This is a genomic window from Glycomyces mayteni, assembly GCF_042428885.1.
GTDB lineage: Bacteria > Actinomycetota > Actinomycetes > Mycobacteriales > Micromonosporaceae > Glycomyces > Glycomyces mayteni.
Genome location: NZ_JBHMBP010000001.1, coordinates 1,136,522 through 1,156,465 on the forward strand (window position 1 = coordinate 1,136,522; position 19,944 = coordinate 1,156,465).

The following is a 19,944-nucleotide window of genomic DNA, read 5'->3' on the forward strand; positions in this document are numbered from 1 at the left end:
GCCCCGCGTGCGCGGTCCGGCGCGCGGGCGGACACCACGTAAGCTGGCACCATGACGTATTCCGGTTCCAACTACCGCGGCAGCGCCTCCGTGCCCCCCGCGGGCGGCGGAGGCGGCGCGCGAGTCGCCGCCGCGGCGGCCGGCGGCGGCCCGACCCGGCGGGGCCTCATCGGCTCCGGGATCGGCCTCGTGGCCTCCATCGCGGCCACCGGCGGCGGGTTCGCGATCTGGTCCACCGCCAAGACCACCGACGCGGACCTCGACCGCCCGTTCGACCTCGAAGCGATCCCCGACGAGGACCGCCCCGAGAAGCTCAACGCGGCCTTGAACATCCTCATCGTCGGCTCCGACCACCGCGAGGGCAACGACGAGGCCGACGCCCGCTCGGACACGAACATCATCATGCACGTCGCCGAGGACGGGACCGAGGCGTACGGCGTCTCCATCCCCCGCGACCTGTACGTGCACATCCCCGAGTACGCCGAGGCCAGCAACTACCCCGAGTACACCGGGACCGACGCGAAGTTCAACGCCGCGTACGCGTGGGGCGGCGTGCCGCTCACCGTCCTCACCATCGAGGACTTCACCGGCGTCCGCATCGACCACGTCGTCGAGATCGACTTCGCGGGCCTCGTCCAGGTCGTCGACGCCCTCGGCACCGTCACCATCGACATCGAGGCCGCCGACGCCGACGGCTACATCACGAGCGAGCCCGGCGTCGAGTCGATCCACGGCGACCACCGGTTCTTCCCCGCGGGCCCCAACGAGCTCACCGGGGAGGAGGCCCTCGACTACGTGCGCCAGCGCAAGCAGTGGAACCGCGGCGACTTCGCGCGCATGCAGCACCAGCAGGACCTCATCAAGGCCATCATGGACTCCGCGCTGAGCGCGGGCGTGCTCACCGACCGCGGCAAGCTCACCAGCTTCATCGACTCCACGTCGGACGCGGTCAAGGTCGACACGGAGTTCAACGTCGTCGCGACCGCGATCAGCCTCATGGACCTGCGCAGCGACGACCTGGTCTTCATGACCACGCCGAACCTGGGCACGGACACCATGGGCGGGGAGTCCGTGGTCGTGTACTCGTACGACCTGGAGAACCCCGCGAACGACAACCCGGAGGCGACGACCCTCTGGGACGCCATCCGCGAGGACACCGTGAGCGCCTGGATCGACCAGAACCCGGACCTCGTCGGCGGCGGCGAGGAGTAGCGGGTCCCGAACCCGGTTCCGAACTCGACTTCCCGAACTCTGGGCCCGGCCTTCCGGCCGGGCCCAGCGTCGTGTCCCCAGAGCCCTCCTGTAGTCCGATGTGGCACTAGTGGTCACCGATTCCCTTGCGGCCATTGGTGCTTGTGCGACTTCGTGGGGTGATCCCGAAGCCCGGCACTGTGATCAAGGTCGTACGATGTGCGCAACGTTCCTTCGACGAAGAGGCTGTGTCATGGCAGAGAACGAAGACCTCACGCCCGAATTCGACATCTCCAGGCCCACGATCGCCCGCGTCTACGACGCGATCCTCGGCGGCAAGGACAACTTCGCGGCCGACCGCGAGGGCCGGGACGCCTACGTGAAGTACGTGCCCAACGCGAAGCAGGTCGCGGAGGACAACCGCGCGGGCCTGAAGAAGGGCGTCGAGTACATCGCGAACCACGGCATCGACCAGTTCCTCGACATCGGCGCGGGCCTGCCGACCATGGAGAACACGCACCAGATCGCGCAGCGGATCAACCCCGACGCGAAGGTCGTCTACGTGGACAACGACCCGATCGTGCTGGCGCACGGCCGGGCCCTGCTCGCCACCAACAAGACCACGACGATCGTGACCGCCGACCTGCGCGACCCGCAGAGCATCCTCGACCACGAGGAGGTCAAGGCCAACATCGACTTCACCCGCCCCGTCGGCCTCATGGTCGTGGGCCTCCACATGCACTTCCACGACGACGAGCAGCCCGACGAGTGGGTGCGCGTCCTCCTCGACGCCTGCCCGAGCGGCTCGTACCTGCTCATCACCGACTTCGTGGACACCGGGGAGCCGCTCCAGAAGGCCATCGAGCAGGCGGGCCTGGAGTCCCTCGGCAACGGGTGGATCCGCACGCCCGAGCGCATCCGGGAGCACTTCCTGGGCCTGCCGCTGGTGGACGACAAGCTGGAGTTCATCCCGCGCTGGTTCCCCGGCGAGCCCGACCGGGAGGTGCCCGCGGTCGAGGACATCGAGCCGTGGCACAAGATCATCGTCGGCGGCATCGGCTACAAGGCGTAGACCGCCATGCGAAGGCGCACGGCCGCGGCCGTGCGCCTTCGGCGTGTCCGGGGGTGTCGCTCACCCGAAGGGGTGAACTTCCCTCAGGCGGACAGGATCGTCCACGCCCGGGGGGCGGTCACTAGGAGTAGTGGTCGCGGATGATCGAGTTGATGATGTCCTGGGTGTCGCGCGGCGGCGACGCCTGGACACACAGGTGCTCCATGGCCGCCTGGTAGGCGTCCACGTCGGAGTCGCGGTCGAGGTACAGGCCGCCGGTGAGGTGCTCCATGTAGATGACGTCGTCGAGCTCGGGGTAGGCGAAGCGCAGCCAGGTGAAGGGCGCGCCCGCGCCGGAGTGGGCGCCGCTGTCGAAGCGCACCACCTGGATGCGCACGTTGGGGCGGTCGCAGGCCTCGATGAGGAGCTTGAGCTGGTCGCGCATGACGCCGTACCCGCCGAAGGGCCGGTGCAGCGCGGCCTCGTCGATGACGGTCCACAGTGTCGGCGGGTCGACCTCGCGGTCGAGGACCTTCTGCCGCGCCAGGCGCAGCTCGATCCGGTTGTCGATCTCGCGCAGGGGCGTGTGCCCGTAGCCGAGCATGAGCAGCGAGCGGGCGTAGTCGCGGGACTGGAGCAGGCCCGGGACGAGCTGGACCTCGTAGGTGCGGATCGTGGAGGCGGCGCTCTCCAGGTCCAGATAGGTCTGGAACCAGTCGGGCAGCGCGTCGCCGTAGGGGTGCCACCAGCTCGGTTTGTTGGCCTCGCGGCACAGCATGAGGACGCGGTCGATCTCGTCCTGGTCGGTGCCGCCGTACATGACCATGAGGTCTTCGACGTCCCTGAGCCGGAACGAGACCCGGCCCAGTTCCATGCGGCTGATCTTCGACTCGGAGTTGCGGATCTCGAACCCGGCGGCCTTGCGGGTGATGCCCGCGGCCTCGCGCAGGCGCCTGAGCTGGCCGCCGATGATCATGCGCAGGGCTGTGGGACCGGTCGGGTTGTCTTCCTTCGCCATTCGTCCCACCTCCTCTCGCATCGGTCGCCCGGAAACGAGCAACTCACCCTGACAGGGTAGCCCGTCGGGCCCCTCCTGCCAGGGTGAGTGTGCAGCCCTTGGGCTTCCGTCTCTCGGTCCTAAACGATCAGGTCGTCGAACTCGCCGTCCTTGGCGCCCTCGACGAGGGCCCGGATCTCGGCGATCGTGTAGATGAGGGCGGGACCCTCCGGGAAGCGGGAGTTGCGCACCGCGATGTCCCCGTCGGGGAGGGCGGCCAGCTCGACGCAGTTGCCGCCGTTCGGGCCGCTGCGGCTGCTCTTGCGCCATGCCAGCGTCGAGGGGAGTTCCCCGGCGAGGATTCCGTTGTGTGCCTTGTTCATAGAGATCCTTCCACCAGTGGCCGGTAGGTCCGGCCGGATTCTCTTCTTGCAGTTCCGACCGACCGTCGGAGGCGTGGAACCGGGGCCGCGGGCATACCAGACGGTCGCCCAGGCGGACGATTCCGACATCCCCGTAGTCGATCGGATCAAGTGTCGCACATTACACACCGTAACTGCACGGGAGGATGGCCGCGCAAATGCACGTGCATCTGCCCGGTGTCGATGCATGTTACGATGAATGTGACAATGCACATAGACACGGCCGTAGAAGGTATGCGACCGTTGTCACGGACTCAAATGCCGCTAACCGACGCTTCGGGCAGCGACAGGCGGAACCGTCCGAAACCTCCGGGTTCTCGGATCGGCAATCGCCTTCGCGAACCGGCGTCCTGCATCTCATAACCGGACACACCAGTGCAGAGCTTGGCCGGACCCGCTCCGGCGAGGCCCGATCGTCGCCCGGAGAGGGGTTGGGTGCCACATGGAACGTCTTGAGGCGCAGACGTTGCTACAGGCAGCCGCGGCAGGCAAGCTGCGGAGCTCGATGTGCCAGCAGGTGATGGCGATCGAATACGACCGCAGCGGCCAGGTGCTCTACCGCTGCGCCCGCTCGTGCGGCAAGCACACCGCAGACGCCGTCCAGGTCCAGGCAGGACTCCTGTGGCACTACCGCGGTCGCAGCCTCGGCGAGCACTACGGGCTCCCCGACGAGGACATCGTCGACGACATGTTCGCCTCCCTCCAGCTCGCCTGGATCCGCGACGGCGACATCTACACGGCGCGCTTCCGCTTATCGCAGCGCGCCCCCGAGACCTTTCTCTATTTGGTGGGATAGAGCTTCGGGGAGGCCGGTGGGGGCCTCCCCGAGCTCTTCACCAAGACCAGAACACATCGCGAACAGTGCTGACACACTGAAAAACGGGCGGGACCCAACAGGCCCCGCCCGTTCTCGTTCCCTCAGTACCGCTAGAGCCTGCGGGCCCTTCGGATCGCCATTGCTCCTCCTGCGATGGCGAGGAGGGCGGCGATCCACAGGCCGGCTCCTGGGCCGGTGGTGGGGAGGGCGGGGTGGGTGTCGTCTGCCGAGTCGTGGTCGTCGGCGGCGGGGGAGGCGGCGGGGGGCTCGGGGGTGCATTCGATGGAGAAAGACGGGCCTTCGGCGGCGTCGTCGGTGACCTCCAGGGGTTGGACGGCGGGGCCGTCGACCGGGTAGTGCTCGTCGGTGACGACCTGGACCTGGTAGCTGCCGGGGAAGACCTGGGGGAAGCGGAAGGCGCCGTCGTCGAGGGCGGCCACGACGGGTTCGCCGTCGTCGCCGATGACCGGGTCGCCGCCGGCGTCGAGGAGGGCGAGGCTCACCTCGCCGGCCATGTCGTCGCAGCGGCCGAGGACGTCGGCCGGGGCCGAGGGGTCGCCGGGGTCGCCGCCGGGGTCGCCCGGGGCGGTGATGAGGACCGGCGTGACGGGGGCGACGACCTCGTAGGCGTGGGCCGCGAGCCAGAACTGGAACATCGGGATGCCGGAGAAGTCGGTGAACGTGAACGTCAAGGAGGCGATGGAGGCGGTGGGCTGGAACCAGCCGGTCGCGCCGACCGTGTCGCCGGAGTTGGTGCCCGTGAGCGTCATGGCCGCGGGGTCCCAGACGGGCTGGTCGGTGGCCGCGGACTTGCACCCGGCGGGACGCGGGGAGTCCTGGCAGAGGTTGAACGAGCTCTGGTAGCCGAGGTCGGCGGCGGCGAGGGCGCCGCCGCCCGCGGTGGTCCCGGAGATCCGGACCATGTCGACGTCGATGTCGCCCAGGGCGAAGCCCCAGTCAGAGGGCGGCGTCGGCGAGTCGAACACGACCGTGGTCGTGGACGGCAGGTTCCCGCCGGTGGTGCCGATGCCGATGTACCCCTGGTCCCGGGACGAGCCGAACTCCGCGCCGAACGGCGTGCCCTCGCCCATCCAGATCGACTTCCCCGACGGGGTCGTGACGGGCGCGCCGTCGGTCGTGAGGTCCGCGCCCGGGAACCCGGCGGCGGGGCTCGACATCTGGAACGAGCCCGACCCGCCCGACCAGGCGGCGTACTCGGCGGCGAAGGGCGCCGACGGCACGAGCACCGCGGCGGCAGTGGCGGCGGCAGTGGCGACGACTCCGGTCATGATCCATTGTGAACTTTGCTTCCACATGGAACGATCGTTGCAAACCGGACACTTGGAATCGATGCGCGACACGCGGGCGACCCGGGGCGCGGCCCACCGCGCGGCGGATGCGGAGCGAGGAGGCGAACCCGAGCGGTTCGGAAGCGGCTGTCGCCTGAGTGGGATGGTGCCCCCGGCAGGATTCGAACCTGCGACGCACGGTTTAGGAAACCGACGCTCTATCCCCTGAGCTACGGGGGCGACGGAAGCCGAGTCTAGCCGATCGGCCGGAGGCGGGCGAGGCGGCGCAGGTCGACTGCGGCGAGGCGGGCGGTCTCGGCGGCGTCGTCGTCGGGCTGCTGCTGGGACCGGCGCTCGGCGGCCACGCGGTGGACGTACGTCTCGACTTCGAGGGCCTGGCGGGCCTCGTCCCAGCCGAGGACGGCGCCCGCGAGGGACGCGGCGTCCTCGGCGGCGCGGGTGCCGCGGTCGAAGGTCTCGATGGAGAGGCGCAGCCGCCGGGTGAGGATGTCGTCGAGGTGCAGCGCGCCCTCAGCGCGGGCCGCGTAGACGACCTCGGCGCGCAGGTAGTGCTCGCCGCGGGCGAGCGGGCGGCCGAGCTGCGGCTGCTCGGCGACCATGCGCAGGAGCTGCGGCGCGAGGTTCCCGTGGCGGCGCAGCAGGTGCTCGACCACGGGCAGCGCGAGCCCGCTGCGGGCCGCGATCCGCTCGCGCGCGCCCCAGTAGGACGCGAAGCCGTCCGCGCCGAGCAGCGGGAGCAGCCGCGTGCCGCTCTCGGGCACCTCGGGCCCCAGGCTCACCGCGGCGGCGTCGATCGCGTCCTTCGCCATGATCCGGTACGTGGTGAGCTTCCCGCCCGCCACGAAGAACAGCCCCGGCTCGGGCTCGAACACGGCGTGCTCGCGGCTGAGCTTCGAGGTCTCCTCGGTCTCCCCGCGCAGCAGCGGCCGCAGCCCGGCGTACACCCCTTCCACTTGGGACACGTCGAGCCGGCGGCCGAGGACCTCGCTCGCCTGCTGGAGCAGGTACGCGACGTCGCTCGCCGACGCGGCCGGGTGGGCCGGGTCGAGCCGCCACTCGGTGTCCGTGGTCCCGATGAGCCAGTGCCCGTCCCACGGGATGATGAACAGGACGCTCCACTTCGTGCGCGAGATGATCCCCGCCGACCCCTCGATCGCCGAGCCGGGGAGCACCAGGTGGACGCCCTTGGACGCCTGCACCGCCAGGCCCGGCCGCTCCGGGAGCGTCCGGGCGAGCTCGTCGCTCCACACGCCCGCCGCGCAGACCACGGTGCGGGCCTTGACGAACCGCTGCACGCCGGTCTCCACGTCGAGCACCTCGACGCCGGTGATCCGCCCGTCCTCGCGCCCGAACCCGACCGCCTGCGCCGAGGGCACGACGGCCGCGCCGAGCGACGCGGCCGTGCGGGCGAGGGCCACGACCAGGCGGGCGTCGTCGACCTGCGCGTCGTAGTAGCGGATCGCGCCGTGGACGCCCTGGTCGAGGTCGGGGAAGGCTTGCAGCGCACCGGAACGGGACAGGTGCCGGTGCCACGGCAGGCCCCCGCGCCCGGAGCGCGGGCCCAGCGCGGTGGCGAGCACGTCGTAGGCGGCGACGCCCGCGCCGTAGTACGCCCGCTCCCAGACCCCCTTGAGCGGCAGGAGGAACGGCACGGGCCTGACCAGGTGCGGGGCGAGCGTCCCGGCGAGGAGCCCGCGCTCGGTGAGCGCCTCGCGGACCAGGCCCAGCTCCAGCTGCTCCAGGTACCGCAGGCCGCCGTGGACGAGCTTGCTCGACCGCGACGAGGTCCCCGCGGCGAGGTCGCGCGCCTCCACCAGCGCGGTCCGCAGGCCGCGCGAGGCCGCGTCGAGGGCCGCGCCCGCGCCGGTGGCGCCGCCGCCCACGACGACCACATCGAACGGTTCGGAGGCGAGCCGCTCCAGGTCGGAGCGCCGCCGCTCGGGGGAGAGGCGGCCGGCCTGCGACCGGGACCAGGACACGGGCGTGCGCATGGGGTTCACGATACGGGCAGCGAGCTGGGCTGACACCCGTCTCCGAGTACGAGACGCGTAAATTGGAAGGGTGAGCACGAATGCCCCTGCGCGCCCAGACAAGCTCACCGTCTTCGCCCGGTTCGTACAGTTCAAGCTGAAGGTCCCGGTCCTCGTCGCGGTGTGCGCCTCCATCCCCGCCGTGTTCCTCACGGTCTGGACCGACGGCGGTTTCGCCTTGGCGGGCAAGGCGATCGGCTGGGCCGCCGGGGCGGTGCTGTGGTTCGAGTCGGTGGTCCTGCTCCTGGCCGCCGAGCACAAGCGCGAATGGCTGTGGCGCCACAAGTGGATGCTCCTGGTCTGCATGCTCACCGTCGTCAGCCTCGTCCTCGCCGCGGGCGGCGCCCAGGTGCTGCGCCTCGCCTACCTGGTCGGGACGATCCGGGCCCTGCGCGCCAAGCGGATCTTCGACGCCGCGGGCATCCTCGCCCGCCGCCTCAGCCTGGGCCTGTGGTGGAAGTCCGGGCTGTTCACCGGCGCGGGCGTGGTCGCCGCCGGGATCGCCGCGGTGCTCCTGTTCGACCCCGACGCCGAGTACCGGGAGCTCCTGCACTGGTTCGACGCGAACCTGCGGCTCCTGCCGATCCTCCTCGCGGGCGCCGTGCTCGCCGTCGCCACCTGGTACTTCGTGCGCTCCCGCACCGCCGCCCGCCGCACCGCGCGCGCCGCCGTCCCTGTCCCCGAGCAGCGCGCCCCCGTCGAGGCCCTGGGGGCCGCCGTGGAGACCGCCGTCGAGACCGCGGCGGAGGCCGTCGCCGAGGTCGTCGCGGAGGCCGCTCCCGCGGCCGCGTCCCCGCTGCCCGCCGCCGCGCCCGCAGAGGCCCCCTGACCGGCCCTCCGATCGTCCTTCCTCGACTCCACGGCGGTGTCGAGTAGGCTCGGGCGCGTGGATACCGACCTGATCACCCTGACCGGCCTGCGCGTCCACGGGCGCCACGGCGTCTTCGACTTCGAGCGGGACGCCGGGCAGGACTTCGTCGTGGACGTCGCCCTCCGCACCTCCACCGCCGCGGCCGCCGCCAGCGACGACCTCAAGCACACCGTCGACTACGGCGCCCTCGCCGACACGCTCGCCGCGATCGTCGCGGGCGAGCCCGTCAACCTCATCGAGACGCTCGCCGAGCGGCTCGCCGACGCCTGCACCGCCCTCGACGGGGTCGCGTCGGTCCAGGTCACCGTCCACAAGCCACAGGCGCCGATCGCCCAGCAGTTCGCCGACGTCGCCGTCACCATCGAGCGGAGTGCCCCATGAGCAGGGTCGTCTTCAGCATGGGCGCCAACCTCGGCGACCGCGAGGCCGCACTGCGGACCGCCATCGCCGCCGTGGCGCCCGCCGCCGTCTCCGACGTCTACGAGACGCCCCCGTGGGGCGGCGACGACGAGCAGCCCGCCTACTACAACATCGCCGTCATCGCCGACGACCCCGCGAGAGGCCCCGGCGACTGGCTCGAACTCGGCCAGCGCCTCGAAGCCGAGGCCGGGCGCGTGCGCGACCCCGAGCGGCCCTACGGGCCCCGGACCCTCGACGTCGACCTCATCGCCGTATGGGACGAATCGGGCGCCGTCCACTCCGACGAGCCGCGCCTCCAACTGCCGCACCCGCTCGCGCACCTGCGCGCGTTCGTGCTGGTCCCGTGGTTCGCGGTGGACCGCGACGCGGAGCTGCCCGGCAAGGGCAGGGTGAGGGACCTGCTACGGGACGCCACGGTTGCCGCGGACGCGCGCGCGCTGCGCCGTCTACACCCGATATGGTCAGAGCATCATGAGTGACGGGAAGCACGGTCCGCAGCCGAGCCTTCGACCGACCGCGGCGTCCACCATCGCGGTGGCGGCCCTGGCCGGAGCGGCCCTGACCCTGCTCCTCGTCGCCCGCTACTACCAGCAGGCCCCCGACCTGACCTGGTACAACTCCGCGGTGATCCTCGCGCTGGCCGTGCTGCTGGCGTGGCTGGCGTGGACCACCCGGAAGGCGCTGCACCCGGGCGGGAAACGTCTCCAGGAGGCCGCGGTCGACGCGAAGCCGCCGCCCGGCGCCGGGCGGCTCGACGGTCCGGAGCACGCGCTCCAGATCGCCCGCTTCGCGGTGCTCGGCAAGGCCGCCTCGATCGCCGGGGCCGCGTTCTTCGGCGCGTACCTGGGGTTCACGGTGTGGCTGGCGGTCCAGGCAGGACGCCTCACCGCCGCCGCCGACGACCTTCCCGACGCGGTGCTCGGCACCGTCGCCTGTGCGCTGCTGACCGCCGCGGCGGTCTGGCTGGAGCACTCCTGCCGCATCCCCCCGCAGGACGGCGACGAGGACCGCCGCGACCGACCCTGACCTGTTCCTTCCCCGACCCGATGCTGGACCCATCCCCCCATATCCCCAATATTTCGCGCGTTTAGAGGTGCGCCCCATGAAATTCGATCGCCCTTCTCAAGATCGCCAATCCCAAGAGCGCGACTCCACCACGCAGATGAGCGCCGTGTCGGAGGCCGGGGGCGAGGCTCCCGCCGACCGCATGGCGGTCCACGTGGTCTGGGAGATCGGCCTGCTGCTCCTCGGCGGCGGCGTCCTGTTCGCCCTCACCCGCTCGTCCTCCGGGCCGTTCGCCGAGGGCGGGTGGTCCGCGTTCTCGGCGGCGCTCGCGCCGGTGCTCATGCTGGCCTGCGCCATGTCCGTGTCGCTGCGCGTCGGGGCCGTGAACCTCGCGGTCGGGCCGATCGCGCTCCTGTCGGCGTGGCTGTTCACCGACGCGTCCGGCTCCGGTTCGGCGATGGCGCTGGCGTTCGGGCTCGGCGCTGCGGCGTTCACCGGCATCGTCCTGGCGACGCTGACGGCGTGGCTGCGCGCGCCCGGCTGGGCCGCGAGCGGCGCGGTCGGCGGCGCGATCGGCCTGTGGGCCGAGACGCAAGGCGACCCGGGGGCGTTCTCGCTCTCGGAGCTGCCGCAGACGGGCGTCCTGGCGGCGCTCGCGGGCGCGGCGGGCATCTCGCTGTTCCTGGGCCTGGTCGGCGCGTTCGCGGGCGTGCGCTCGCGGCTGGCGCCGATCCGCGACACCCCGGTCGGCGAGCGGCACGGCCGCGGCGGCCTGGTGTTCCTGGGCCTCTTGATCTCCTCGTCCCTGGCGGGCGCGGCCGGTGTCGTGGCCGCGTGGACGTCGGTGCCGGACGCGGGCGCGGCCGGGCTGCCGGACCCGATCCTGCTGACGGTGCTCGCGCTGGGCGCGGCGCTGCTGGGCGGGACGAGCCTGGTGGGGCGGCGCGGCGGCGTGTGCGGCACGGTGTTCGCCTCGCTGCTGGTGCTGGCCATGATGTGGCTGGCCCAGGCGCGCGGGTGGAGCTTCGACCCGAGCTGGATCGCTTTGAGCGCCATCGTGGCCGGGTTCCTGGTGACGCGGCTCGTCGAGGCGATGAACCAGGTCGACGAGAACGAGGCGGCGTCCGCTTCGCGCGCCGGGTCGGTCGACGACCTGCGCGAGGAGGACCCGCGCGACACGGGCTCGTACGAGCGCTACGACGAGGACCTCGCGGACCTGGGTTCGGGCGGCGAGTCGTGGTCGACGGGCACGGGCGGCATCCGCACGGGCGCTGGCACGACCGGCGGCATCCCCAAGCAGCCCGCCGACCCGTTCGGCGCTTCGGGCGCCTTCGACGACCTGCGCGACGGCTACGGGACCCGCTTCGACAACGACCGCCGCTACGGCCGCTGACCGCCCTCCATCCCCCCATAGAGGACAGACGATATGACGTACGTACCCCCTGACCGCGACGACGAGGTCGTCCTGGACCAGACGCAGCGCCTCGACACGACGCCCGCTCCGGCCTTCCCGGCCGTCGGCAACGGCGTCGACGCCCAGAGCGCGCAGCCGGTCGACCCGTTCGCGGGCCGCCCCGCGGTCACCGTCGGCTACGCCGACTCCCCGGCCGCGCCCCGCGACCGCACGGTCTTCCAGTTCGTGTGGGAGGCGATCCTGCTGCTGTTGACCCTGAACGCGCTGTTCCTGGTCTACCAGCGGCAGGACGAGATCTTCGGCGGCGACGCCACGATGGACGCCCTCGGGTCCCATTTCACGACGCTCACCTCGCTGCTGCTGATCGCGACCGGCTTCGGGCTGACGCTGCGCCTGGGCGCGGTGAACCTCGCCGTCCCGGCCATGCCGATGCTCGCGCTCATGCTGCCGTCGCTGTTCATCGGGGAGAACCCGCTGGTCGGCCTCGGCTACCTGGCGGGCGCCTCGCTCGCGCTCGCGATCGTGTTCACGGTGCTCACCGTGGTCTTCCGCGTCCCGCCGTGGCTCGCGGGCCTCGCCTCGCTCGTGATCCTCGCCGGGTCGTTCCAGGCGTTCACCGAGCTCGCGGAGCTCGTCGGCGCCACCGACGGCGGCACCTGGAACAACCCCGGCGAAATGTGGGTGCTCCTGGGCGCGGCCGCGCTCGCGGTCGCGGGCGGCCTCCTGGGCCTGGTGCCCGCGGTGCGCGACCGGTTCACCAAGGTCAAGGGCGCCGCGGACGGCACGGGCGACCGCGACGCCGGGTCGGTGTTCATGCTCCTCGGCGGGAACCTGCTCGCGCTGCTCCTCGCGGCTCTGGCCGGGTTCCTCCCGATCGTCTTCAACGGCGGCGCGGAGTCGGTGCAGTGGTTCGCGTCCGCCCCGCTCTCGGTGGGCGTGCTGTCGGGCCTCGACCTGACCCCGTTCGCGCTCATCGCGGTCCTCCTCGCGGGCACGAGCCCCTGGGGCCGCCGCGGGCCCGTGTTCGGCACCGTCCTCGCCACCGTCGCGGTGTGGGCGCTGCTCCTGGTGTGGTCCAGCCTCACCGGCCCCGCCTCCGACCCGGAGCTGTTCCAGAGCTGGACCGGCGCCCTCTACGCGGGCCTGCTCCTCCTCGGCCTCTTCGTCGCCTTCGGCCTCGACCGCCTCGGCCGCCCCAAGGAGCCCGCCGACGACGACACCTCCGCCACCACCGAACTCCCCGCGACCTACGACCCCGCCGACCCCGGCACGGGCCTCTTCGACCCGAGCCTCCAGGACCCGGCCGCCGCCAACCGCTAAGCGGCGCAAGCCGAACGGCCCGGGCGCGACGCGCCCGGGCCGCTCTGTCCCCGCGCCCCTACGATCGGGCGCATGGAGATGGACGAGTACCAGAAGGCGGCGCTGCTGACGGCGGCGACGAAGGACAAGCCGCACGAGGTGTTCCACCTGCTGCTGGGGCTGGTGGGGGAGACCGGGGAGATCGCCGAGAAGGCGAAGAAGATCGTGCGGGACGAGGGGGGCGACTTCTCAAGGTGGGACCCCGAGGACCTGAAGAAGGAGCTGGGGGACGCGCTCTGGTACCTCGCGGTGCTCGCCGACTTCTTCGACCTGTCGCTGGGCGAGGTCGCGGAGCACAACATCGCGAAGCTCGCCGACCGGCAGCGGCGCGGCGTGCTCGGCGGGAGCGGGGACGACCGGTGAGGCGCGTCAGACGGCCGTGATCACACGACGATGACGCGGATGCCGGCCTCCTCGAAGCCGCGGAGCTGCTCGGGCGGGGCATTGCCGTCGGTGACGAGGGTGTGGACGCGGTCGGTGGGGCAGATGCGGGCGAACGCGTGGCCGCCGATCTTGGAGCCGTCGGCGATGACGACCACCTTGCGGGCGCGGGCGGCCATGAGGGCGTTGATCGCGGCCTCGCCCTCGTGGTGGCTGGTCGCGCCGAGCTTCATGTCGATGGCGTCGACGCCGAGGAACGCGATGTCGAGGGTGATCTCGCGCAGGATCGGGGCCGCGAGCGGGCCGATGAGCTCGTAGGACTGGGGCCGGACCACGCCGCCGACGACGACCACTTTGAGGTGGGGGCGCACGATCAGCTCGTTGGCGATGTTGAGCGCGTTCGTGACGATCGTCAGCCCCGTCGAGCCGGGCGTGGCGACCAGGTCGGTGCGCATCGCCAGGGACCGGGCCACCTCGGTGATCGTGGTGCCGCCGTTGAGGGCGATGACCTGGCCGGGGCTGACCAGGCCCGCCGCGGCGGTGCCGATGCGGTGCTTCTCCTCCACGTGCCGGGCGGTCTTGTAGCGCAGCGGGAGGTCGTAGGAGATGCCGCCCGCGACGGCGCCGCCGCGCGTGCGGGTGATCATCTGCTGCTGGGACAGCTGGTCGAAGTCGCGCCGGATCGTCGCCTGCGAGACGCCGAGCCGCTCGGCCGCACCCTCCACGGTGATGCGGCCGGTCTCTGCGAGGATCTCCAGCAGGGTGTTCCACCGGGCGTAGCGGTCCACGTCGCTCCTCTGGGAGTACTGGTTCGGGACGGCGGCGGGCCGCCGCCGTCTGCACGATAGTGTTCAAAGTATGCTCTGGGGCGCTCGGGCCGTGCTCAAGCGGTGCTCGCGCGCTCACGATCATTGTGCCGCACCGGGGTGGGCCTGCACACGCCGGATCGATTGGAAGGAGCGCCCGTGGACGGCGTCATGCTCCCGGCCGTTGGCCGGATCGTCACCCCCGACGGCGTGGTCAACGGGACCCTCGTCGTCGAGGGGGACCGCTTCGAGGGCATCCTCGAACGCGAGGGCGAGCCCACCGGCTGGGTCCTCCCCGGCTTCGTCGACGCCCACTGCCACGGCGGCGGCGGGTACTCCCTCGCCAACGGCGACGCCGAGTCCGCGCGCGCCGCGGCCGCGTTCCACGCCTCCCGCGGGACGACCACGCTCATCGCGTCCCTCGTCTCCCAGACCCACGGCTTCCTCATGGACGCCACCAAGGCCCTCACCCCGCTCGTCGCCGAAGGCGTCCTCGCCGGGGTCCACTACGAGGGCCCCTACATCTCCGCGTCCAAGTGCGGCGCCCACGCCAAGGAGGTCCTGCGCGACCCCGACATCGCGGAGCTGACCGAGCTCATCGAGGCCAGTCGCCTGGACGAGGGCGCGAGCGCCGTCAAGATGGTCACGATCGCGCCCGAGCTCGAAGGGGCCCTGGAGGCCATCGAGTTCCTCGACGGCCACGGCGTGGTCCCCTCCATCGGCCACACCGACGCCTCCTACGAGGAGACCCTCGCCGGGATCGACGCGGGCGCGCAGGCCGCCACCCACCTGTTCAACGCCATGCGCGCGTTCAACCACCGCGACCCCGGCCCCATCCCGGCGCTCATGAACGACGAGCGCATCCTCTCCGAGGTCATCGCCGACCCCGTCCACCTGCACCCGGGCGCGATGCGGTTCGCGTTCGACCTGTCGCTGCCCGCGTGGACGCTCCTGGTCTCCGACGCGATGGACGCCGCCGGGCTCGACGACGGCCGCTACGTGCTCGGCCGCCACGAGGTCGACGTCAAGGACGGCGTGGCCACGGTCGCGGGGACGGACACCATCGCCGGGTCCACGATCACGCTCCTGGACGCGTTCCGCAACGCCGTCCGCCTCGGCGGCCAGACCGTCGAGGCCGCCTCCCAGATGGCGTCCGCGACCCCCGCGGAGCTGCTGGGCCTGCGCGAGGTCGGCGCGATCGAGACCGGCAAGTACGCCGACGCGGTCGTCCTGGACGACGACCTCAACCTGGTGTCGGTCATGCGCCGCGGCGCCTGGCTCCAGGTCTAGACGAGCCGAAAGGGCCGGGAGCGATCCGCTCCCGCCCCTTTCGCGTGCGGCGGCTACATCGGCGCCGTGTTGTACATGGACGTGCTCGCGCCGCCGAAGATCACGATCCAGATCAGGCAGAACGTGAAGAACGAGACGATGCCGAGCACGAGCCCCGCGATCGCGAACTTCTTGTTCGTCGCCTGCCCCTTGTTCGCCCGCGACCAGCCGATCGCGCCGAACACGATCGCGAGCACGCCGAGCGGCCACACAAACCAGTTGACGCCCGGCACGAACGACAGCGCGACCGCGATGATCCCGCAGACCAGCGCCGCCTTCCCCAGGCCGTTGCGCGGCTGGCCGCCGATCGCGCCCTCCGCGTTGTAGGCGGGCGGGGGCGGTGGCGGCGGCGGGACCGCGCCTCCTCCGGCGTACGGCGTGTACCCCGCGCCCGGCGGCGGGGGCGCGGGCGGGATGCCCGCGGGGCCGGGCGGCGGCGGCGCGGGCGGCAGGTTCGGGTCCGGGGCGGACGGGGCGCCGGACGGGTCCGAGGGCGGCGTCGGCGGCCGCGGCTCGCCGGAGGGCGCGCCGTCGGTGTTCCCGGCGAACGGCTCCTGCCCGGGGGAGCCCTCGGCGTTCGGGCTCCAGTACCCCCCGTCGTCCTTGGGCCGCTCGGGTTCGGGCGGGTCGGAGGCCGGCGGGTAGGTGGTCATGGTGCCCTCCTCGGCTCGGATGCGCGCGCGGCGCCGATGCCCCGCAAGGTAACCCAAACCTCACTCGTCGTGTGCCGAATCAGGGGAACCGGCCGGGGCCTCCGCCGATTCGAGAACTCCGTTCGGATTTTTTGGGGTTAGGGGTTTACTACCCGTCAGTAGACGAGTAGAAATGAGTTACGGATCCGGAAGGACTTCCCGGGGACACGGTCTCCAGAGATCGGAAGGATTCGTGCACCGCCGCCGAGCACCCACGTGCGACCTGAGCCGTCGGGAGGCACAGCGGGTCCAGCACCTAGGAGCAGGACACCGCTATAAAAGACTTCACGCTTGGTAACTCGGTCGGAAGTGCTGAAAGTTGCGTGCGGCCCAGTCGAGGCTATTGACCGACTGGGCCGTGTCGTTTGCCCGCCAAGCGGTCCCGCCCCTCCCGCGATCCCCGTTCCCGGCGTGCTGTGTCCGAACTGACTGGGAACCTTCAGCCGCGGCTGCAAGAATGGGCCACGATGACCACGATCGAACCCGGCTGGTACGCCGACCCCGCCGACCCGTCCACCCAGCGCTACTGGGACGGCTCCGCCTGGGTCGGGAAGCCGATCCCCGCGGGCGCCGAGCCGCCCGCCGAGCCCGAGCCGGTCGACCCCGAACCGGAGCCGCTCCCCGAACCCTCCACACCGGACCGGAGCGTCCAGGAGCTCCCGCCGGACCCGCGCTTCGGCGCGGGCCCGCCGCCGAAGGTGATCCAGCGGACGCCCGGCGCGGTCCAGCCGCCCGGGACGATCCCCATCCGGTCCCTCGGCGTCACCGTCGGCTGGATCTCCCGGCCCGACGTCGACCGCATCCTCGAAGGCCGCGTCCTCGCCCACCCCGGGCAGCGGTTCGTCGCCCGGATCGTCGACACCCTCGCGCTCATCGCCCTGAACGCGGTCGTCAACGGCTACTTCATCTACCAGTTCATGCAGACGGTCTGGCCGTACGTGCTGGAGATGGCCGGCGCCGACGACCCCAACGACGTGCAGCTGCCCGCCCGCGCCTCCGACCAGTGGTGGGTGGTCCTGCTCATCTCGCTCGGCCTGTGGTTCGCGTACGAGGTCCCCGCGACCCTCAACTCCGGGCAGACCCTCGGCAAGCGCCTCATGGGCATCAAGGTCGTCTCGCTCGCCCCCGCCGGGCTCGGCTGGGGCCGCCTGCTGCTGCGCTGGTCGTACGCGGCGCTGCCGCTGCTGTGCTTCCCGTTCGGCGCGATCCTCTGGATCATGGACGGGATATGGTGCATCCGAGACCAACCCTTCCGTCAATGCCTCCACGACAAGTCGCCGGGAACGGCCGTCGTCGAGGCGGGACCCCAAAAGGAGCCCGCAGCATGACCGATCCGATCCGCGACGACCTCGCGGCGATCCCCCGCTACGTCCCCGGCAAGGCGCTCCCCGACGCGCTCAAACTCTCCAGCAACGAGGTCCCGTACGGGCCGCTCCCCGGCGTCGCCGAAGCGGTCGCGGACGCGGTCGCGAACGTGCACCGCTACCCCGACATGGGCGTGGCGGCGCTGCGCGAGGAGCTGTCGAAGCGCCTCGGCGTGGACGCCGAGCGGATCGCCACCGGCACCGGGTCGGTGGCCCTCATCGGCCACCTCCTCCAGTCGGTCGCGAGCCCCGGCAGCGAGGTCGTCTACTCGTGGCGGTCCTTCGAGGCCTACCCGATCGCGGCGACGGTGGCGGGGCTCAAGTCGGTCCAGGTGCCGAACACCGCCGACCACGGGCACGACGTGGACGCGATGATCGCGGCCGTCGGGCCCGCCACGCGCGCGGTCATCCTGTGCAGCCCCAACAACCCGACCGGGCCGGCGCTGACGGCCGCGGAGATCGACCGGGTCTTCGACGCGGTGCCGGAGACGGTGCTCGTGGTCCTGGACGAGGCGTACCGCGAGTTCGTGACCGACCCGGCCCTGCCGGACGGGGTCGAGCGGTACGGCGACCGGCCGAACGCGGTGGTGTTCCGGACGTTCTCGAAGGCGTGGGGCCTCGCGGGCCTGCGCATCGGCTACATGGTGGCGCGGCCGGAGGTCGCGGACGCGGTGCGGCGGTGCGTGATCCCGTTCGCGGTCAACGGACCAGGGCAGGCGGCGGCGCTCGCGGCGCTGGCGTCGGAGGACGAGATGCGCCGCAGGGTCGCGCTGGTGACCTCCGAGCGCAAGCGGATCGTCACGGCCGCAAGGGAACTGGTGCCGGACGTGCCGGAGACGCAGGCGAACTTCTTCTGGCTTCCGCTGGGAGAGCGGGCGGTCGAGTTCGCGGCGCACTGCGAGGCGCGGGGGATTCTGGTGCGGCCCTTCGCGGGCGACGGCGTGCGGGTGACCGTGGGCCTGCCCGAGGAGAACGACGCGATCCTGGACGCGCTGCGGTCGTTCGTCAAGGAGTGAGGTGATCCGGGCGCCCCACCGGCGCCCGGAGCCGGAGTTACCTGGCGGTGCGCTCGTTCTGGTCGCAGAAGGCCTCGTACATCTCGGTGAGGGTCTGCTTCTGCTTCGCGGTGAGCTCGCGGTCGGTGGCGATCGCCAGGGGCGTCGCGGAGCCGTCCTCGCCGCTGCCGACGCCGGCGCGGAGGTACATGATCGGGGTGGTCATCCGCAGGGCCAGCGCGAGCTGGCGGAGCACCGCGCCGCTGGGGCGGCGGACGCCGCGTTCGCCCTGGAGGTAGGGGTTCGAGACCCCGGCGGAGTCGGAGAGCTCGCGGAACGAGACGTGGGCGCGTTTGCGCACGTCCCGGACGAATGAGCTGAAGTCGCGATCTGTCACCCGCGTCACCATACGCGCCTCGCCCCGCCGCCGCCACCTGCCCCTGCCTGACTTTGCCGACATTCGGTACTACCGGCCGACACGGGGCTCACCCGATCAGACGATATGAAAGCGACTCGCGAGGCGGTTGCGTCTCAACCCCTCGCCGCCGCGGGAAGCCAGCCGATACCATCGGAAGTCGACGCGTAGTGCGTCCTCGCAACGCCATGACGAGGACATGACGAGGAGGGGAGAACCGGTGAGCGTTCTGCAACGCTTGGAGAAACAACTGGAGGGCCTGTTCGAGGGCACCTTCAACAAGATGTTCAAGGGCGTTGTGCACCCGGTCGAGATCGCCAGCGCCATGCAGCGCGAGGCCGAGACCCACAAGGCGGTCCTCGCCGGTGGCCGCGTGCTGGTGCCGAACCGATACGTCATCGACCTCTCGCCGCCGGACCACGACCGGCTCGCGCCGTATGCGGCCGCGCTGGCGCAGGAGCTCGCCCAGTCGCAGGCCGAGTTCATCGGCGAGAACGGCTGGACCGTGTACGGCGACGTGATCGTCGAGATCGAGCGCGGCGAGGGCCTGGACACGGGCATGTTCCGCGTGACCGCCGAGGTCGCGGCCCTCAACGAGGGCGTGGACCAGCCGGTGTCGGGCGGCGGCTACGGCCCCGCGCACCCGCAGGCCCCCACGGGCCCGGTGCTGGTGACCGCCGACGGCCGCCAGTTCACGGTCGCGCACGGCGCCACGGTGATCGGCCGCGGCGAGCAGGCGCAGATCCGCCTCCCCGACGTGGGGATCTCGCGGCGCCATGTCCGGGTGGACTTCGACGGCCGCCAGGTGTCGGTCACCGACCTCGGCTCGACGAACGGCACCCTGGTCAACGGCCAGCGGATCGCCACCGTCTCCATGCAGCCCGGCGACGTCATCCAGATCGGGACGACCTCCCTCACCCTCCAGGCGGGGTAGTCCGAGCACGAACGGCCCGCCCCGATCCGCGGTGATCGGGGCGCCGTCGTTTCCGCACAATGAGAACCCCACGGGCCCTTGCGGGTAGCGGTGGGATGACCGGGTGCCTTCGGCGGCTCCCCTGCTGGGGCGCGCGCCGGT

General features: G+C 71.8%; 21 protein-coding genes and 1 tRNA gene. 14 read left to right on the plus strand and 8 right to left on the minus strand.

Going from position 1 to position 19,944, the window contains the following annotated elements; translation table 11 throughout:
- The first annotated feature begins 51 nt into the window (after positions 1-51).
- Together ACFFXY_RS05280 and ACFFXY_RS05285 are read left to right on the plus strand one after the other, a co-directional pair.
- A complete protein-coding gene (locus ACFFXY_RS05280) occupies positions 52-1,212 on the plus strand; it encodes an LCP family protein (protein ID WP_382346625.1) in 1,161 nt (386 codons plus the stop codon).
- Between the two features lie 232 nt (positions 1,213-1,444).
- Positions 1,445-2,263 (plus strand): SAM-dependent methyltransferase, encoded by an 819-nt coding sequence (locus ACFFXY_RS05285; RefSeq protein ID WP_382346628.1) that lies wholly within the window; start codon positions 1,445-1,447, stop codon positions 2,261-2,263.
- 121 nt (positions 2,264-2,384) lie between these two features.
- Here the strand turns inward: ACFFXY_RS05285 and ACFFXY_RS05290 are convergent, their stop codons facing one another.
- Entirely contained in the window at positions 2,385-3,260 is an 876-nt protein-coding gene (locus ACFFXY_RS05290; RefSeq protein ID WP_382346631.1) for a Sco1979 family transcriptional regulator, read from the minus strand.
- A gap of 119 nt (positions 3,261-3,379) precedes the next feature.
- A complete protein-coding gene (locus ACFFXY_RS05295) occupies positions 3,380-3,622 on the minus strand; it encodes a DUF397 domain-containing protein (RefSeq protein WP_382346634.1) in 243 nt (80 codons plus the stop codon).
- 559 nt (positions 3,623-4,181) lie between these two features.
- On the opposite strand from ACFFXY_RS05295, the gene ACFFXY_RS05300 reads away from it, so the two are divergent.
- Positions 4,182-4,457, plus strand: a complete 276-nt coding sequence (locus ACFFXY_RS05300; RefSeq protein WP_382346637.1) for a hypothetical protein — start codon at positions 4,182-4,184, stop codon at positions 4,455-4,457.
- 131 nt (positions 4,458-4,588) lie between these two features.
- Here ACFFXY_RS05300 and ACFFXY_RS05305 read toward each other — a convergent pair whose 3' ends face one another.
- The 3 genes from ACFFXY_RS05305 to ACFFXY_RS05315 form a co-directional block, all read right to left on the minus strand.
- Positions 4,589-5,767 carry a hypothetical protein gene (locus tag ACFFXY_RS05305; RefSeq protein ID WP_382346640.1) on the minus strand — a complete coding sequence of 393 codons (1,179 nt, stop codon included), beginning with the start codon at positions 5,765-5,767 and terminating at the stop codon, positions 4,589-4,591.
- A gap of 164 nt (positions 5,768-5,931) precedes the next feature.
- Positions 5,932-6,007, minus strand: a tRNA-Arg gene (locus tag ACFFXY_RS05310).
- A 14-nt stretch (positions 6,008-6,021) separates the two neighbouring features.
- Complete coding sequence (locus ACFFXY_RS05315) at positions 6,022-7,779, minus strand: glycerol-3-phosphate dehydrogenase/oxidase (RefSeq protein WP_382346643.1); 1,758 nt, start codon at positions 7,777-7,779, stop codon at positions 6,022-6,024.
- Positions 7,780-7,849: 70 nt separating this feature from the next.
- On the opposite strand from ACFFXY_RS05315, the gene ACFFXY_RS05320 reads away from it, so the two are divergent.
- The 7 genes from ACFFXY_RS05320 (at position 7,850) to ACFFXY_RS05350 (ending at position 13,250) form a co-directional block, all read left to right on the plus strand.
- Positions 7,850-8,647 carry a hypothetical protein gene (locus ACFFXY_RS05320; protein ID WP_382346646.1) on the plus strand — a complete coding sequence of 266 codons (798 nt, stop codon included), beginning with the start codon at positions 7,850-7,852 and terminating at the stop codon, positions 8,645-8,647.
- Positions 8,648-8,704: 57 nt separating this feature from the next.
- Positions 8,705-9,070 (plus strand): dihydroneopterin aldolase, encoded by a 366-nt coding sequence (gene folB / locus ACFFXY_RS05325; protein ID WP_382346649.1) that lies wholly within the window; start codon positions 8,705-8,707, stop codon positions 9,068-9,070.
- A complete protein-coding gene (gene folK / locus ACFFXY_RS05330; RefSeq protein WP_382346652.1) occupies positions 9,067-9,588 on the plus strand; it encodes a 2-amino-4-hydroxy-6-hydroxymethyldihydropteridine diphosphokinase in 522 nt (173 codons plus the stop codon). Before folB ends, folK begins: the two co-directional genes overlap by 4 nt.
- The gene (locus ACFFXY_RS05335) at positions 9,581-10,135 is read left to right on the plus strand and encodes a DUF3180 domain-containing protein (protein WP_382346654.1); all 555 of its coding nucleotides are present in this window, start codon (positions 9,581-9,583) and stop codon (positions 10,133-10,135) included. The genes folK and ACFFXY_RS05335 overlap by 8 nt, the downstream gene beginning before the upstream one ends.
- Positions 10,136-10,271: 136 nt before the next feature.
- Positions 10,272-11,507: a hypothetical protein gene (locus ACFFXY_RS05340; RefSeq protein WP_382346657.1), complete on the plus strand. Its 1,236-nt coding sequence runs from the start codon at positions 10,272-10,274 to the stop codon at positions 11,505-11,507.
- A 33-nt stretch (positions 11,508-11,540) separates the two neighbouring features.
- Positions 11,541-12,848 (plus strand): hypothetical protein, encoded by a 1,308-nt coding sequence (locus ACFFXY_RS05345; RefSeq protein ID WP_382346659.1) that lies wholly within the window; start codon positions 11,541-11,543, stop codon positions 12,846-12,848.
- A 72-nt stretch (positions 12,849-12,920) separates the two neighbouring features.
- Positions 12,921-13,250 (plus strand): nucleoside triphosphate pyrophosphohydrolase family protein, encoded by a 330-nt coding sequence (locus ACFFXY_RS05350; RefSeq protein WP_382346662.1) that lies wholly within the window; start codon positions 12,921-12,923, stop codon positions 13,248-13,250.
- Between the two features lie 20 nt (positions 13,251-13,270).
- Here the strand turns inward: ACFFXY_RS05350 and ACFFXY_RS05355 are convergent, their stop codons facing one another.
- Positions 13,271-14,056, minus strand: coding sequence for a DeoR/GlpR family DNA-binding transcription regulator (locus tag ACFFXY_RS05355; RefSeq protein WP_382346665.1), 786 nt, complete (start codon positions 14,054-14,056; stop codon positions 13,271-13,273).
- A 189-nt stretch (positions 14,057-14,245) separates the two neighbouring features.
- Between ACFFXY_RS05355 and nagA the strand changes: the two genes are divergently transcribed.
- Positions 14,246-15,364, plus strand: coding sequence for an N-acetylglucosamine-6-phosphate deacetylase (nagA, locus tag ACFFXY_RS05360; protein WP_382347399.1), 1,119 nt, complete (start codon positions 14,246-14,248; stop codon positions 15,362-15,364).
- Positions 15,365-15,417: 53 nt separating this feature from the next.
- Here nagA and ACFFXY_RS05365 read toward each other — a convergent pair whose 3' ends face one another.
- Positions 15,418-16,056: a DUF4190 domain-containing protein gene (locus ACFFXY_RS05365; protein WP_382346667.1), complete on the minus strand. Its 639-nt coding sequence runs from the start codon at positions 16,054-16,056 to the stop codon at positions 15,418-15,420.
- A gap of 506 nt (positions 16,057-16,562) precedes the next feature.
- Between ACFFXY_RS05365 and ACFFXY_RS05370 the strand changes: the two genes are divergently transcribed.
- Positions 16,563-17,423, plus strand: a complete 861-nt coding sequence (locus tag ACFFXY_RS05370) for an RDD family protein (protein WP_382346669.1) — start codon at positions 16,563-16,565, stop codon at positions 17,421-17,423.
- Positions 17,420-18,475 carry a histidinol-phosphate transaminase gene (gene hisC, locus ACFFXY_RS05375; protein WP_382346671.1) on the plus strand — a complete coding sequence of 352 codons (1,056 nt, stop codon included), beginning with the start codon at positions 17,420-17,422 and terminating at the stop codon, positions 18,473-18,475. Before ACFFXY_RS05370 ends, hisC begins: the two co-directional genes overlap by 4 nt.
- A 37-nt stretch (positions 18,476-18,512) precedes the next feature.
- Here hisC and ACFFXY_RS05380 read toward each other — a convergent pair whose 3' ends face one another.
- Complete coding sequence (locus ACFFXY_RS05380; protein WP_359950639.1) at positions 18,513-18,851, minus strand: helix-turn-helix domain-containing protein; 339 nt, start codon at positions 18,849-18,851, stop codon at positions 18,513-18,515.
- Between the two features lie 217 nt (positions 18,852-19,068).
- On the opposite strand from ACFFXY_RS05380, the gene ACFFXY_RS05385 reads away from it, so the two are divergent.
- Positions 19,069-19,803: an FhaA domain-containing protein gene (locus ACFFXY_RS05385; RefSeq protein ID WP_106364180.1), complete on the plus strand. Its 735-nt coding sequence runs from the start codon at positions 19,069-19,071 to the stop codon at positions 19,801-19,803.
- Positions 19,804-19,944 lie beyond the last annotated feature (141 nt).